Raw genomic sequence first — 14,804 nt, forward strand, 5'->3', positions numbered from 1 at the left:
GCGGTTGGTTCCACCCATGCCTGGCTCGCCGCTCGTGGGCTGGGCGGCTTCGCTGCTCGTCGCGCTCTTCGGCGGTGTGCTGCGGTTCGTCCGGCTGGGCGAGCCCAGGGCCGTGGTGTTCGACGAGACGTACTACATGAAGGACGCGTACTCGCTGCTCCTCCACGGCGTCGAGCGCACCACGCTGGGCACGGTCGAGGACCCCGTCGCCGACCAGCGGATCCTCGCGGGCAACCTCGACGTCTTCAAGCACTGCGTCGTGCCGACCGACTGCGCCTCCTTCGTGGCCCACCCGCCGCTCGGCAAGTGGATGATCGCCGCGGGGGAGTGGCTGTTCGGGATGAACCCGTTCGGCTGGCGCTTCGCCGCGGCGCTGGTCGGCACGCTGTCGATCCTGGTCATGGCGCGGGTGGCGCGCCGGATGACCCGCTCGACGCTGCTCGGCTGCCTGGCCGGGCTGCTGCTCTCGCTCGACGGCCTGCACCTCGTGCTGTCGCGTACGGCGCTGCTCGACATCTTCCTCATGTTCTGGGTGCTGGCCGGCTTCGCCTGCCTGGTGGCCGACCGCGACTGGGCGCGCGAACGCCTGACCTCGTGGTACGCGAACGCGCCTGTCACTCCGGCGGGGCCGCGGCTCGGGTTCCGGCCGTGGCGGCTGGCCGCCGGCCTGTGCCTGGGGGCCGCCTGCGCGGTCAAGTGGTCGGGCGTCTTCTTCCTGATCGCGTTCGCCGTGCTGAGCCTCGTGTGGGACGCCGGGGCCCGGCGGGCGCTCGGGCTGCGGCAGCCGTACCGGGGGACGCGGGCGTACGACCTGCCAGGCGCGGTCGGGGCGCTCGCGGTGGTGCCCGCGGTGACGTACCTGCTGTCGTGGACCGGCTGGTTCGCCACCGACGCCGGGTGGGGGCGCGACTGGGAGCGGGCGACGTCGTCGACGCCGGCGCACTTCGTATGGGAGTCGATGCGGTCGTGGGTGCGCTACCAGCTCGACGTGCTCGGCTACCACAGCGGGCTCGACCAGTACCACTCGTACATGTCGGAGCCGTGGGAGTGGCCGGTGCTGTTACGGCCGGTCTCGTTCTACTACCCCCCTGACCTGCCGCCGTCGGCCTGCGGGGCCGACAAGTGCTCTCAGGCCGTGCACGGCGTCGGCACCCCCGCCCTCTGGTACGGCGCCGCCCTCGCCCTCATCGCCCTGATCACGTGGTACGTGGCCAGGCGCGACTGGCGCGCCGGGGCGGTGCTGCTGGCGTTCGGGGCCGGCTGGCTGCCGTGGTTCTACTACGCCATCGCCGACAACCGCACGATGTACCTGTTCTACATGATGCCGGTGGTGCCGTTCATGGTGCTGGCCGTCACGCTGTGCGCCGGGCTCGTGCTCGGCGGGGCGGACGCCTCGCCCAACCGGCGCGCGCTCGGCGCGGCCGTCGTCGGGTCGTTCACGCTGGTGGTGCTGGTGAACCTCGGCTGGCTGCTTCCTGTGCTGACGGCAGAGACGATCACGTACGCGGAGTGGTGGGCGCGGATGCTCTTCGGCTCCTGGGTGACCGCCGCCCCCAAGTGACGCCGCGGCGCAGCGTGATCGCCGCCGCGATGCAGGCCAGCGGCACGGCGGGCAGCACGTAGCGGTAGTCGAACTCCGCCGTCGCCGCCGGGGCCAGCAGCAGCCCGACCGCGCCCAGCCAGGGCAGCACCACCGGGCCGCCGACCTTCCGCCAGCGCACCACGACGCCGTACAGGCCGATCAGCAGGATGCCGCCGAGCATGATGCCGCGCAGGTAGAAGATCTTCTGATAGCCGCTCATGATGTCGGCCCACGGGTGCACGACGCGGGTCTCCGGCGGACCCTGCTCGTAGGCGAAGGCGTCGGTGTCGGTGCGGCCGCCCGCGTAGGAGGCCCACTTGGGCAGCCGTTTCGGCTGCCCGTTCTCGTCGATCTCGACGTAGGGCTTGAACTGGTACATGTTGTACGTCGACTCGTCCGGGAACCGCGGCCTCGACCAGTGGAACGAGCGCAGGAAGTCGCGCACCACGACGTTCAGGTAGTCGCCCGGCTGCGACAGGATCGCCCGCGTGGCGAACGCGCTGGCCGCGTCGTTGGTGATCTCGCTCCACTTCTTGTTGGTGCCCCACCGGTGCAGCACCTCGCCCGTGCCGGTGCCGTCGCCGTTGCCCTGACCCCACAGGTACCACTGCGCGTAGTCCTTGCGCTGCTCGACGGGGTCGTTGATGCACAGCAGAAGGAGCTCGACCTCTTTGTAGGTGTCGATGTCCATCTTGTTGCAGTCGGCGAAGATGGCCGTCCGCATGTACAGGATCAGGCCGTCGCTGTTGGTCATGGCGAACTTGCCGTACGCGGAGGCGAACCAGCCCATGTAGGCCATCACCGGGATCGCGCACGCCGTCACGACCGCCGTGATCGCCCGCCAGCCCGCCCGCTTGACCAGCAGGTAGAGCACGACGAGCGCCAGGATCGGCAGGCCGATCGAGCGCGTCAGCCACGTGAGCGCCAGCAGCAGGCCGACGACCGCGCCCGCCTTCCACGACAGCCGCCGTTTCCACAGCACGAGCGTGATGACGCCCACCACGAGCAGCATGAACTGCGTGTCGGACATCACCAGCTGTTCGAGCTGGATCTGGTACGCGTCGAACAGCACAGGGGCGGCCGCCAGCGTGGCCCCCCACATGGGCAGCCGGAACCTGATGCGCAGCAGCGCGTAGATCAGCGCCGCCGTCGCGAGGCCCATCAGGTGCTGGGTGAACACCACCAGGGTGAAGCTGTGGAACGGCTTGAGCAGCATCAGCCAGAAGCTGTAGCCGTCGGGCCTGATGGGGTGCGGACGCGGGTGCAGCGCCACGGAGACGTACTCGTAGGAGTCGTTGAACCACATGGCCGGGCCGTAGCCGAGCATGGTGATCAACCGCAGCACGGCGCCGACGGCAAAGGCCGCGGCGAACACCCGATGCCTGCGCAGAAAAGCCAGCAAACGAGCCGTCCAGCCAGGGGCGGAGGGGTCCAGAGGGGTAATCTCCGCGACGCTCACCATGCTGTAAAGAATGCCAGTCGTTTCCTGCTCCGTGCCCGACCATGGTCGCGTGGGGGGCATCATGGTGTCCTGGAACAGCCTTAACTGAAGGGTAGACACGTGGAACTGACGGTGGTCATGCCCTGCCTCAACGAGGCGGAGACCGTGGAAGTCTGTGTACGCAAGGCACTGGCGTGCATGGAGGAGCACGGCATCGAGGGTGAGGTGCTGATCGCCGACAACGGGAGCACGGACGGCTCGCAGCAGCTGGCCCGCGACGCCGGCGCCCGTGTGGTCCACGTGGACGAGAAGGGCTACGGCAACGCCCTCATGGGCGGCATCCGGGCCGCGCGCGGCAAGTACGTCATCATGGGCGACGCCGACGACTCCTACGACTTCACCGCGCTGAAGCCGTTCGTCGACGAGTTGCGCGACGGCGCCGACCTCGTGATGGGCAACCGCTTCAAGGGCGGCATCGCGCCGGGCGCCATGCCCCCGCTCCACCGCTACCTGGGCAACCCGGTCCTGTCGTTCGCCGGCCGGCTGTTCTTCCCTTCTGCGATCGGCGACTTCCACTGCGGCCTGCGCGGCTTCCGCCGCGACGCGATCCTGCGGCTTCAGCTGCAGACCGGCGGCATGGAGTTCGCGTCCGAGATGGTGGTGCGCTCGACGCTCGCCGGGCTCGACGTGCGCGAGGTGCCGACGACGCTGTCGCCCGACGGCCGCTCCCGGCCGCCGCACCTGCGCTCGTGGCGTGACGGCTGGCGCCACCTGCGTTTCCTGCTGCTCTACAGCCCCAAGTGGCTGTTCTTCTACCCCGGCGTGCTGATGATGGTCATCGGCCTCGTCGCCGGCACCGCCCTGACGTTCGGCCCCGTCAAGATCGGCGAGCTGGCGTTCGACGTCGACACACTGGTCGGCACGTCCGCGCTCGTGGTGATCGGCTTCCAGGCGGCGCTGTTCGCGCTGTTCACGAAGGTGTACGCGGCCGAGGAGGGCTTCCTGCCCGAGTCGCCGCGCATCCGCCGGATCATCGACATCGTCACCCTCGAGAAGGGGCTCGTCGTCGGCGGCCTGCTGGCCGTGGCGGGGCTCGTGGGCCTCGTCATGTCGCTGGCCCACTGGCAGGTCCGCAGCTTCGGCGAGCTCGACCCGCGCGAGTCGCTGCGCATCGTCGTGCCCTCGGCCACGGCGCTCATCGTGAGCTTCCAGACGATCTTTGCCTCGCTGTTCGTCAGCATCCTCGGCATCCGCCGCACCCGCGAGAGCTCCGTCGACGTCGCCGCCAAGGCGGCCGAGGAGGCGGCCGAGGCGGTCCAACTGGAGCAGACCAAAAGCTGACCAGGAACCCGACCCAGAACCGGACCACCCGGCCTGACCGGCCTGACCGGCCTGACCATCCTGACCAGGCGGCGCCGCGCACCTGCGCGCGCCGCCTTTCCGTTGCGACCCGCCCGGCCACAAGGGGGGATTCGGTACGACGCGTCCACGCGATCCCCGTAGGCTTAGGGGCATGTCCCAGCACATCTTGACCGCCGTCGCGTGGCCGTACGCTAACGGCCCCCGCCACATCGGGCACGTCTCCGGGTTCGGCGTGCCGTCCGACGTTTTCAGCCGTTACCAGCGGATGGCGGGCAACAAGGTGCTGATGGTGTCCGGCACCGACGAGCACGGCACGCCCATCCAGGTGCAGGCCGACAAGGAAGGCGTGACGGCCAAGGAACTGGCCGACCGCTACAACCGCGTCATCGCCGAAGACCTGACCGGGCTCGGTCTGTCGTACGACCTGTTCACCAGGACGACCACGAAGAACCACTACGCCATCACGCAGGAGATCTTCAAGGGCCTGCACGCCAACGGCTACATCTTCCCGAAGACCACGATGGGCGCGATCTCGCCGTCCACCGGCCGTACGCTGCCCGACCGCTACATCGAGGGCACCTGCCCCATCTGCGGCTACGACGGCGCGCGCGGCGACCAGTGCGACAACTGCGGCAACCAGCTCGACCCGATCGAGCTCATCAACCCGAAGAGCCGCATCAACGGCGAGACGCCGACGTTCGTCGAGACCGAGCACTTCATGCTCGACCTGCCCGCCTTCGCCGGGGTGCTCGGCTCCTACCTGCAGTCCAAGCAGGGCGAGTGGCGGCCCAACGTGCTGAAGTTCGCCCTCAACCTGCTCGGCGACCTGCAGCCGCGGGCGATCAGCCGCGACCTCGACTGGGGCGTGCCCATCCCGCTCGACGGCTGGCGCGACCAGCCCAACAAGCGCCTCTACGTCTGGTTCGACGCGGTCATCGGCTACCTGTCGGCCTCCGTCGAGTGGGCGAAGCGCTCGGGCGACCCCGACGCCTGGCGTCAGTGGTGGCAGAACCCCGACGCCCGCGGCTACTACTTCATGGGCAAGGACAACATCGTCTTCCACGCCGAGATCTGGCCGGCGATGCTGTTCGGCTACAACGGCGAGGGCGCCCGCAACGGCACGCCCGGCTCCCTCGGCAAGCTGCAGGTACCGTCCGAGGTGGTCTCCAGCGAGTTCCTGACGATGGAGGGCAAGAAGTTCTCCTCCTCCCGCCAGGTCGTCATCTACGTCCGCGACTTCCTGGCCCGCTACGACGCCGACGCGCTGCGCTACTACATCGCGGTGGCCGGGCCAGAGAACCAGGACACCGACTTCACCTGGCAGGAGTTCGTCAACCGCAACAACGGCGAGCTGGTCGCGGCCTGGGGCAACCTGGTCAACCGGTCGATCTCGATGGCGGCGAAGAACTTCGGCGTCGTGCCCGAGCCCGGCGAGCTCACCGACGCCGACCGGGCGCTGCTCGAGCGGTCGCGCAACACGTTCGGCCCGGTGGGCGCCGAGCTCGGCAGGTCGCGGTTCAAGAACGCGATCACCGAGGCGTTCGACGTCGTGCGCGAGGCCAACAAGTACCTCGCCGAGCAGGAGCCGTGGAAGCTCAAGGACGACCCCGAGCGGCAGAAGTCGATCCTGCACGTCGCCCTCCAGGTCGTCGACGACGTCAAGACGATGCTGACGCCGTTCCTGCCGAGCTCGTCCAACAAGGTGTACGCGATGCTGGGCGGCGAGGGCGTGTGGGCCGGCATGCCGGAGATCCGCGAGGTCGATGAGGAGGGCGGCTCGCCCTACCCGGTGATCAGCGGCGACTACGACGGCGCGGCGCGCTGGGAGCACCGGCCGATCCGGCCTGGCACGCCGCTCGCGCCGCCCGTGCCGCTGTTCAAGAAGCTCGACCCGAAGGTCGTCGACGAGGAGCTCGCCCGGCTGGGCCAGTGACCTCGGTTCCCGTCACCCGCCGGGCCGGCACACCGTGCCCGGCGGGGGCACTTCCCTTTTCTCGAAGTAGCGCACCACGTGGCCGGCCACGCAGTCGCTCAGGCCGCTGACGTACAGGACGTGGCCGGGGCCGTCGTACCTGACGGTGGCCGAGCCGGGCACCTGCCGCACCAGCCGTTCGGTGCCCTCGTGGTCCGTCCACGTGCCCGTGCCGAGCAGCGGGGGCAGCTTCTTCACGGGGAGCGGGCCCGGTGGGTTCGCGGGGCGCAGCGGCCAGCCCGAGCACATGAGCCCGGCCCACAGACCACCCCTGCCGAAGGCCGGCAGCTCCCTGTCGAGGGTTCTTCTCAGCGCGGCGTATTCCTCGTACGAGGTGAAGCCGAGGCCGTCGCCGCACCACGATGTGAGGTTGCGCGGCTGCGCCCAGGCGTACGAGGTGCCGAGCGCCTGCTCGCCGAGGACGGCGAAGTCACCGCGCGCGGCCCGCGCCACCGCGTCCGCGAACGGCCCCCACTGGGTGTCGGCGAAGACCATGGCCGAACCGAGGAACTGCAGATGCATGCCGGTCAGCCGGCCCGTGCCGAAGCGCGGGGAGGAGACCTGCACGGGCTCGCGGTCCGCCCGCCGGACGAGGTCGTGCCAGACCCGGCGGACGTCCTGACCGTGCAGCGCGCACGACGGGTCGTCCGCGCACCAGGCGGCGAACCTGCCGAGCATGTGCTCCGCCGACCGCGAGGAGAAGACGTCCTTCGTCGTGTGGTCCACCGTGCCGTCCACGTGCATCGCGCGTACACGGTGCGGGAACCGGCGGGCGTAGGCGGTGGCGGTGATGCCCCCGTACGACTCGGCGGTCACGTTGATCCGGCGCTCGCCCAACGCGGCGCGCACCGCGTCCATGTCCGCGGCCACCGACCCCGAGTCCGACCCGGAGAACAGGCCAGTACGGTCGGCGGCGGCGCACCGCTCGAACGCCTCTCGCTGCCGGGCCGCCTGGCGCTCGTACTCCGCGCGGTCGCGCGGCTCGACCAGCAGGGGCGGGGTGTCGGAGCAGGCGTCGGGCAGGTTCCGCATGGCCAGGGCGTAGCGGGTGTCGAAGGCCACGACGTCGAAGTGCCGGCGCAGCGGGGCCAGCGTGGCGGTGGCGTCGCGGAGCTGCTGGATGCCGTCCTTGCCCGGACCTCCGGGCGCGTACAGGACGGTTCCGCGGCGCTCGTCGAGGGCCGGCAGCCGGGCCAGCCGCAGCTCGCCCACGGGGACGGGCAGCGAGGCGCAGAGCAGGCCCTCGTCGCCGCAGGGCTGCCAGTTCATGGGCGCGGCATGGGCGGGGGTCGGCAGGGTCATGGTCACGAGCAGGGCGGCGAGTACCGCCGTTGTCCGTCTCATACGACCAGCGTCGCCGCGGGCGGCGGGAATGTCGTCGTGCGGCGGGACGATTCCGCGCTGGGAGCCCGCTCCCAGCGGCTCCTCACCGGCTGAGCGGGTTCGGCGGCAGGCTAACTTGGATGCCGTGAGCAAGCTTCCCGTCGCGCCAGAGCCGCTGTCCGCCCCCGTCTTCGACAGCCACTGCCACCTCGACATCATGGTCGGCAACCGGCAGGCGTCGTCGGGCGACCCGGTGGCGCAGGCAGCTCAGGCCGCCGCGGCCACCGTGCGGAGCATCCTCGACGACGCGCGGGCGGTCGGGGTGACGCGGCTGGTCACGATCGGCTACGACCTGCCGTCCTCCCGCTGGAACGCCGACGTGGCGGCCGACCAGGAGGGCGTCTACGCGGGTGTGGCCATCCACCCGAACGAGGCGCACGCCTCCACCCCCGAGGTGCTCGCCGAGATCGAGGCGCTCGCCGGACGGCCCGAGGTGCGGGCCGTGGGCGAGACGGGGCTCGACTACTACCGCGACTGGGCGAGCAAGGACGATCAGCACGCGAGCTTCCGCGCCCACATCGAGATCGCCAAGCGCACCGGCAAGGCGCTGGTCATCCACGACCGCGAGGCCCACGACGACGTGCTGCGGGTGCTGGCCGCGGAGGGGGCGCCGGACAAGGTGGTGATCCACAGCTACTCCGGCGACGCCGAAATGGCGAAAAAGTGCGTTGAGGCCGGATATTTCATGTCGTTCTCCGGGCCGGTGACGTACAAGAACGCCGGCTACCTGCGCGAGGCGGCCGCCGTCGCGCCGCCCGAGCTCATGCTGGTCGAGACCGACGCCCCCTACCTGCCGCCCGTGCCCCACCGCGGCAAGCCCAACGCCCCCTACCTGATCCCGCTGACGCTGCGCTGCCTCGCCGAGGTCAAGGGCGTCCATCCCGACGACCTGTGCGAGGCGATCAGCGCCAACGGAGTCACGGTCTTCGGCGAGTGGTGACCAAGCTTTCGTGAAGCGGCGCGTGGGGCGCGCCGCGCCGCCACTAGCGTTCGGGCCGATCCTGGCCCCGTAACGGAGGTGGCTCGTGCGAGGCAAGAGACGTGCGCCCCGTCCGCCGATCCCGTGGCGTTCCCCGTGGACGCCCGCCCTGTGCGTGGCGAGCATGGTCGCGCTGGGCGGGCTCGTGGCGACCTCGGCCCTCGTCAAGGACGTCGTCGTGGTCGCCGACGGCGAGCGGCGGCCGTTCCGCGGCATCGCCGGCACCGTGGGGGAGGTGCTCGACGGCGCCGGCGTGCCGGTGGGCCTCGCCGACGTCGTACGGCCCGCCACCCACGAGAAGGTCTCCGACGGCGCCACCATCGAGGTGCTCCGAGCCCGTCCCATCACGCTGACCCTGGACGGGCGTACCAGCAGGCACCTCGTCACCGCCACCAGCGTCGGCGAGGCACTCGCCGAACTGGACGTCACCCCCGCCGGCGGGCGGCTCTCGGCCCCGCCGCACGACGCGGTTCCGCTCGAAGGCATGGAGCTGACCGTCGACACGCGGCGCACCGTCCACGTCGTGACGGGCACCAGGCGCGTGTCCGCGCGGACCACGGCGAGGACCGTGCGCGAGGTGCTCAGGAAGGAGCACATCTCCCTGAGCCGCGGGTCGCAGGTGAACCCGCCGCTCGGCAGCTTCCCCGAGGACGGGACGGTCATCACGGTCACCCCGCCGCGCGACGTCCCCATCCCGCCGGAGGTCGCGAACCTCGACTGGGAGGCGCTGGCCGAGTGCGAGTCGGCGGGTGATTCGCTCGCGTACAACCCCGAAGGGCCCTACTACGGGCTGTACCAGTTCAGCCTGCCCATGTGGCGGGTGGTGGGCGGGATCGGGCTGCCGAGCACCTGGCCGGCGGACGAGCAGACGTACCGGGCGCAACTGCTCTACCAGCACGTCAAGGGCCGCTGGAAGGGCCAGTGGCCGACCTGCGGCCCCCTTTTGTTCGGCATCACCCCCTACCAGCCCACCCCCGCCCCCCGCCAAGCCCTCCGCCGCTGACCCCCGTTCGCGTGGCTCAGCCCTTCTCGTGCCGTTCCTTGGTCGGGTGGTCAGCTGGTTGTGGTGGTGCCGAAGTCGATGCCCGTCTTCGAGGTGAAGGGGCGGAAAGTCTCGGCGTTGCGGCCTGCTACCGCGACCTGGCCGTACGGTGCGGCGTCCGGGCGACCGATGAAGAGTTTGTTGCCGCTGAAGGCCAGCGACCAGCCGAACAGCCCGTCGGCGTCCGCCAGGCGCCGGTCCTCGGAGGTGTCCTTCCAGGAGACGATCCGCACCCCGCCGCCGTAAGGCGCGCCGATCGCGAGCCGGCCGTCCGGCGCGGCGGCCAGCGAGAACCCGAACGCCTGCCCGCCCGCCTGCTCGACGGTCCTGACCGGTTTGCGAGCGGTGTCCAGCAGCTGCACCGACCCGGCGCCCGGCGAGCCGACCGCGTACCCGTGCCCCTCGGCGTAGGCGACCGCGTACCCGTACCGGTCGCCGGAGGTGTCCGCGGGGGAGTCCAGCTTGGTCGACGTGATCTCCGGCGCCAGCACGTCGTCGATGAAGACCACGGACCCGGAGTTGATCCGGCCCGCCTCGACCTGGCGTCCGGCACCGTCGTCGTTCTCGTAGGGGACGCCGACGAGGAGCTCGTTGTCGCGTCCGAAGGCCATCGACCAGCCGAACTGGTCGCCGACCTCGCCGTTGCCGCGCACGTCTGAGGACTCCTGGCTGATGCGGCGCAGGTCGCCGTCGCCCTTGCGTACGTAGAGCGCGCCCGTGTCGGCGAGTCCGGCCTCGTCCTCGTACGGCGCCCCGACGGCCACCAGATCGCCGCGGGAGGCCACCGACCAGCCGAAGCCCGCGAACCGCTGCGGCTCGGGCGCGGTCAGGCGCTCAGGAGGCGCAGTTCCACCGCCGTAGACCACGTACACCGCCCCGGCGTCCTGCTCGCCGTCCACGTCCGTGTACGGGGCGCCGATCACCAGGTCGGCGCAGCCGTCGCCGTCGACCTGCGCCATGCGTAACGACCAGCCGAAGCCGTCGCCGGGCGCCGCCCCCGGTACGGCGACCGGGACGACCTTGTCGCCGGACAACAGGTGTACCGCGCCCTTCGAGCCGTCGGCGAACGGGTCGCCGACGGCCACGTCGTCCACGCCGTCGCCGTCGAAGTCGGAGGTGCCGGCGCAGTTCTGCGCGTGGGCGGGCATCGCCACCGCCGGTGGGGCCACGGCTAATAAGAGCGCGACGAGAACGGAGCGGGTCGTCACAGCTTCACCTCGATCTGCTGGCCGTTCTCGAGCATGCTCGCCGTCATGCTGACGGGCTTGCGGTACAGCGGCAGGTCGAACACGAACACGCTGTCCACCCTGCCGCCGGGCTGGATCGCCGGAGGCAGGACGACGGGCTCCGCGTCGTGCTCGGCACCCCGGTCGTCGAGCATGGAGACCGTGGGCTGGGTCAGCGTGCGGGACTCGCCGCCCGGGTTGACCATCGACCACGGGATCACGCAGAGCTGCCCCTTGGTGGTCGACGTGCCCTCGTACTGCCGCAGACCGCACTGCGGCGCGGCAGTGATGATCGCGACGGGGTCGTCGAACTCGCCGCCCAGCGCGAACCTGCGGCCCACGTCGGTGGCCGCCGTACCGGTGCCGGCCTGCGAGGCGGCGGGCGTCGTGGTGTCGCCCCCGGAGTTGGCGATCAGCACCGCGCCCGCCACGACGACGGCCAGCACGGCTGCCGCGGCGGCCATGAGCCACCGCGTCCCTGACGTACGCGTACGGGGGAGCGCTTCCGGCTCGTCACCCGCGACAGGAGATACCGCCTGCTGCGGAGCCGCTCCCGCCGTCCCTCCGTCCGTCCTTGCCGCACCCGCCTGCGCGGACGCCCCTTCCGCGAAGCCCTGCACCGGCCCGCCTTGCGCGGGACCAGTCTGCGCCGAGCCGGCCCGCATGGGTCCGGTCTGCGGGCTGCCTTGCGGGGCGGCCGGTCCAGGCCTGGAGGGTCCCGTTCGCGCGGGTCCGGTCTGCGGGCCGCCTGGTTGGGCGACAGGTCCCGTTTGCGCGCGGCCGGGCTGGGAGGGGCGGGGGCGTACCGGGCTCGTCTGCGAGAGCTCCTGCCGGCCCGGATCCGTCTGTGAGGCACCGAGCGGCGTCGGACCGGTCTGCGGCAGACCCCGCACGACCTGGCCCGTCTGTGGGGAGCCAGGTGGAACGGTGGCTCCCGGGCCGGGGGACGGCTGGGGCTGGGGTGCGTCGTCGCGGGGCTGCTCCTGGTCGGCCTTGCGGCCCTTCTTGCCGCCCGAACGGAACAGGCGACGGCCGCGCCCGTCCTCACGCCGATCGCGTGCGGACGCGTCCCCCTGCGGAACCTCCCAGCGCGCCAGTTCCTCCCTGGCCGCCGCCTCCTCCAGCCGCGCCCGATCCTCGAGCGAGATCGGCTCCCCGGGCGTACCACCGAACTGGGCCCCGAACGCGGCAGGCGGCCGGCTCTGGCCCTTCCCGGTCGCGTCACTCGGGGGAGGCGTCGAGAACGTGGCCGTGATGTCGGGTTCGTCCACCACGTTGCGCGGCGGCTGCCAGCCGCTCAGCATCTCGGTCGCCACCAGGGTGGGCGGATCGTCGGCCCGCACCGGGGCGCTCCCGCCGACCAGGGCGATGAGCAGGTCCTGCGCGGTGGGGCGCTCGGCGACGTTCTGTGAGGTGGCCCGGCGTACGAGCTCGTCGAGCGGCGCGGGCAGCGTCCCGAGGTCCGGCGGGTCGTTGAGCACGCGGGTGGCCAGCGTGATGGCGTCGCCCCGCCCGTACGGGTGCCGCCCGTTGCCCGCGTACGCCACGAGGCAGCCCCAGGAGAAGATGTCCACCGCCGGGCTGATGGCCTCGCCGCGTACCTGTTCGGGAGCCCACCAACCGGGGCTGCCGATCAGCTCCCCGGACATCGTGAACCCGGTCTCCTGGTCGAGCGCCCTGGAGATGCCGAAGTCGATCACCCGCGGCCCCGACAGGGACAGGATCACGTTCGCCGGCTTCAGGTCGCGGTGGACGAGCCCAGCCACGTGGATGGCCGCCAGTGCCGCCGCGACGCCGAGCGCCACGCCGTGCAGCGCGCCCTGGTCGAGCGCGCCGTATCGGTTGATCTGGTCCGACAGCGGCGTGCCCGCGATGTACTCCGTCACCATGAACGGCCGGCCGTCGCCGGTGTTGCCGTTGTCCAGCACCTGAGCCGTGCAGAACGATGCCACACGGCGCGCGTTCTCGACCTCCGCGTGGAACCTGGCGGCGAAGCCCTCCTGGTTGGCGAACTCCGCCTTCACCACCTTGAGCGCGACGAAACGCTTCGACGGGGCCCGCGCCAGGAACACCGTGCCCATACCGCCTTCGCCGAGTCTCCCCAGCAGCCGGTACGGCCCGATCTCCCGCAGGTCCGTCGGGCGGAGCGGCGCGGCGCCCGTTGGCTCCATGAGGGACGACCCTTCCTGTTCCACGACATCCTCTCCCTAGGTCTCCCCAACCGCCATCGCACGTTCCCCGATGCGGGAGACTGGTTGGATGATGAGGCTACTCGGCCCTGCGGAAATACGTATTTTGGCGAACAAGCTCGAACTTCGTCCGACAAAAAGGCTCGGACAGAACTTCGTCATCGACGCAGGTACCGTCCGGCGCATCGTCCGCGTGGCCGATCTGTCACCCGATGACGTGGTGATCGAGGTGGGTCCTGGCCTCGGCTCGCTCACCCTGGCGCTGCTGCCGTCCGCCGCCGCCGTCGTCGCCGTCGAGATCGACCAGGTGCTGGCCGAGCAGCTGCCCCTCACCGCGGCGGAGCACGGCGTCGGCGACACCCTGACGGTCATCAACGCCGACGCCATGAGGATCACGCCACCTGACCTGCTCGGACACGCTCCCACCGCCCTGGTGGCCAACCTCCCGTACAACGTGGCCGTCCCTGTGGTGCTCCACCTGCTCGAGGCGCTGCCGTCGCTGCGCAAGGGGCTGGTGATGGTGCAGGCCGAGGTGGCCGACCGCCTCGCCGCCGGTCCAGGTTCCAAGGTGTACGGCGTGCCGTCGGTCAAGGCCGCCTGGTACGCCGACGTGCGCCGGGCGGGTCCGGTGGGCCGTACGGTGTTCTGGCCCGTGCCCAACGTCGACTCCGGGCTCGTCTCCCTGGTCCGGCGCGACCCGCCGGCCACGACGGCCACGCGCGAGGAGGTCTTCGCGGTCGTGGACGCGGCCTTCGCCCAACGCCGCAAGACGCTGCGCGCCGCCCTGGCCTCGTGGGCCGGAAGCGCGGCCAACGCGGAGACGGCCTTGAGAGCGGCCGGCGTGGACCCGTCCGCCCGAGGCGAACAACTGGACATCCACGCTTTCGCCCGCATAGCCGAATCCCACCCCTGACCTGCCCTTGGAGTGAGCTCACCCTTGAGTGAGTTCACCCCTGAGTGGGCTGACCCCTGAGCGGGCCCGCTCACGACCGGACCCCGCCCCTCACCTGACCCCGCTTCTGAGTGGGCCCGCTCACGACCGGACCCCCGCCCCTCACCTGACCCCGCTTCTGCGGGGGTCCGCTCACGACCGGACCCCGCCCCTCACCTGACCCCGCTTCTGAGTGGGCCCGCTCACGACCGGACCCCCGCCCCTCACCTGACCCCGCTTCTGAATGGGCCGGTCGGTGACCGCTCCTGACCGGCCACGCCACCGACTGGCCCCCACCACACAGTTCGGCGGGGTTCGTGCGTTGCGGGGGCACGCCTGTGCGACGGCTTGAGCGTGCCGACATCCCGGGCGGCGGTGTCGAGCTCGCATCAGGCAGGGCGGAGACGCATTGACACGTCCCGGCACGACGGACCAGGACGGTTGTCCACAGCCCTGACCAGCCTCATCCACTTCATCCACAGAACCGCATTCGGCTCCTAGTCGGGTTGCCGCGTCGGCCGATCCTGGGCCTCCCGAACCCAAGCAAGCTCAGGGAGACAGATCATGACGACTGACGCCTGGCCCACGTGGCTCAAGTGCCTCATCGCCGGCAGCGCCGGATTCTGCACAGGTTTCCTGGCAGTCGTGGCCACATCCTCCGCCTCGGCCCATCACATGTCAGAAGCCGCCCGCGTCC

The 14,804-nt window shown here is 71.1% G+C and carries 10 protein-coding genes; 6 read left to right on the forward strand and 4 right to left on the reverse strand.

Annotated elements, in window-relative coordinates; translation table 11 throughout:
• Window positions 1-16 precede the first annotated feature (16 nt).
• Complete coding sequence (locus BLR04_RS03840; protein ID WP_090759671.1) at window positions 17-1,561, forward strand: dolichyl-phosphate-mannose--protein mannosyltransferase; 1,545 nt, start codon at window positions 17-19, stop codon at window positions 1,559-1,561.
• Here the strand turns inward: BLR04_RS03840 and BLR04_RS03845 are convergent.
• Window positions 1,497-2,984, reverse strand: coding sequence for a hypothetical protein (locus tag BLR04_RS03845; RefSeq protein WP_245740010.1), 1,488 nt, complete (start codon window positions 2,982-2,984; stop codon window positions 1,497-1,499). The genes BLR04_RS03840 and BLR04_RS03845 overlap by 65 nt on opposite strands.
• 159 nt (window positions 2,985-3,143) lie before the next feature.
• Between BLR04_RS03845 and BLR04_RS03850 the strand changes: the two genes are divergently transcribed.
• Both BLR04_RS03850 and metG read left to right on the forward strand, forming a co-directional pair.
• Window positions 3,144-4,364: a glycosyltransferase family 2 protein gene (locus BLR04_RS03850; protein WP_176902921.1), complete on the forward strand. Its 1,221-nt coding sequence runs from the start codon at window positions 3,144-3,146 to the stop codon at window positions 4,362-4,364.
• 172 nt (window positions 4,365-4,536) lie between these two features.
• The gene (metG, locus tag BLR04_RS03855; RefSeq protein WP_090759673.1) at window positions 4,537-6,318 is read left to right on the forward strand and encodes a methionine--tRNA ligase; all 1,782 of its coding nucleotides are present in this window, start codon (window positions 4,537-4,539) and stop codon (window positions 6,316-6,318) included.
• 12 nt (window positions 6,319-6,330) lie between these two features.
• Here metG and BLR04_RS03860 read toward each other — a convergent pair whose 3' ends face one another.
• On the reverse strand, window positions 6,331-7,701 hold the full coding sequence (locus BLR04_RS03860; RefSeq protein WP_090759675.1) for an alpha/beta fold hydrolase: 1,371 nt from the start codon (window positions 7,699-7,701) through the stop codon (window positions 6,331-6,333).
• Window positions 7,702-7,825: 124 nt separating this feature from the next.
• On the opposite strand from BLR04_RS03860, the gene BLR04_RS03865 reads away from it, so the two are divergent.
• Together BLR04_RS03865 and BLR04_RS03870 are read left to right on the forward strand one after the other, a co-directional pair.
• Window positions 7,826-8,680 carry a TatD family hydrolase gene (locus tag BLR04_RS03865; protein ID WP_245740011.1) on the forward strand — a complete coding sequence of 285 codons (855 nt, stop codon included), beginning with the start codon at window positions 7,826-7,828 and terminating at the stop codon, window positions 8,678-8,680.
• 85 nt (window positions 8,681-8,765) lie between these two features.
• Window positions 8,766-9,722 (forward strand): resuscitation-promoting factor, encoded by a 957-nt coding sequence (locus tag BLR04_RS03870; RefSeq protein ID WP_143021952.1) that lies wholly within the window; start codon window positions 8,766-8,768, stop codon window positions 9,720-9,722.
• A 50-nt stretch (window positions 9,723-9,772) separates the two neighbouring features.
• Here the strand turns inward: BLR04_RS03870 and BLR04_RS03875 are convergent, their stop codons facing one another.
• Window positions 9,773-10,969: an FG-GAP repeat protein gene (locus BLR04_RS03875; RefSeq protein WP_143021953.1), complete on the reverse strand. Its 1,197-nt coding sequence runs from the start codon at window positions 10,967-10,969 to the stop codon at window positions 9,773-9,775.
• A complete protein-coding gene (locus BLR04_RS41215; protein WP_425413424.1) occupies window positions 10,966-13,182 on the reverse strand; it encodes a serine/threonine-protein kinase in 2,217 nt (738 codons plus the stop codon). Before BLR04_RS41215 ends, BLR04_RS03875 begins: the two co-directional genes overlap by 4 nt.
• A 46-nt stretch (window positions 13,183-13,228) precedes the next feature.
• On the opposite strand from BLR04_RS41215, the gene rsmA reads away from it, so the two are divergent.
• Complete coding sequence (gene rsmA, locus BLR04_RS03885; RefSeq protein ID WP_090759685.1) at window positions 13,229-14,089, forward strand: 16S rRNA (adenine(1518)-N(6)/adenine(1519)-N(6))-dimethyltransferase RsmA; 861 nt, start codon at window positions 13,229-13,231, stop codon at window positions 14,087-14,089.
• Window positions 14,090-14,804 lie beyond the last annotated feature (715 nt).

This window comes from Nonomuraea maritima (genome assembly GCF_900100395.1).
Classification (GTDB): domain Bacteria; phylum Actinomycetota; class Actinomycetes; order Streptosporangiales; family Streptosporangiaceae; genus Nonomuraea; species Nonomuraea maritima.

Bases quoted from the DNA above. Each gene is read 5' to 3' on its own strand.
- BLR04_RS03840 (WP_090759671.1), top strand. From the start codon at position 17: ATGCCTGGCTCGCCGCTCGTGGGCTGGGCGGCTTCGCTGCTCGTCGCG.
- BLR04_RS03860 (WP_090759675.1), bottom strand. From the start codon at position 7,701: ATGAGACGGACAACGGCGGTACTCGCCGCCCTGCTCGTGACCATGACC.
- metG (WP_090759673.1), top strand. From the start codon at position 4,537: ATGTCCCAGCACATCTTGACCGCCGTCGCGTGGCCGTACGCTAACGGC.
- rsmA (WP_090759685.1), top strand. From the start codon at position 13,229: ATGCGGGAGACTGGTTGGATGATGAGGCTACTCGGCCCTGCGGAAATA.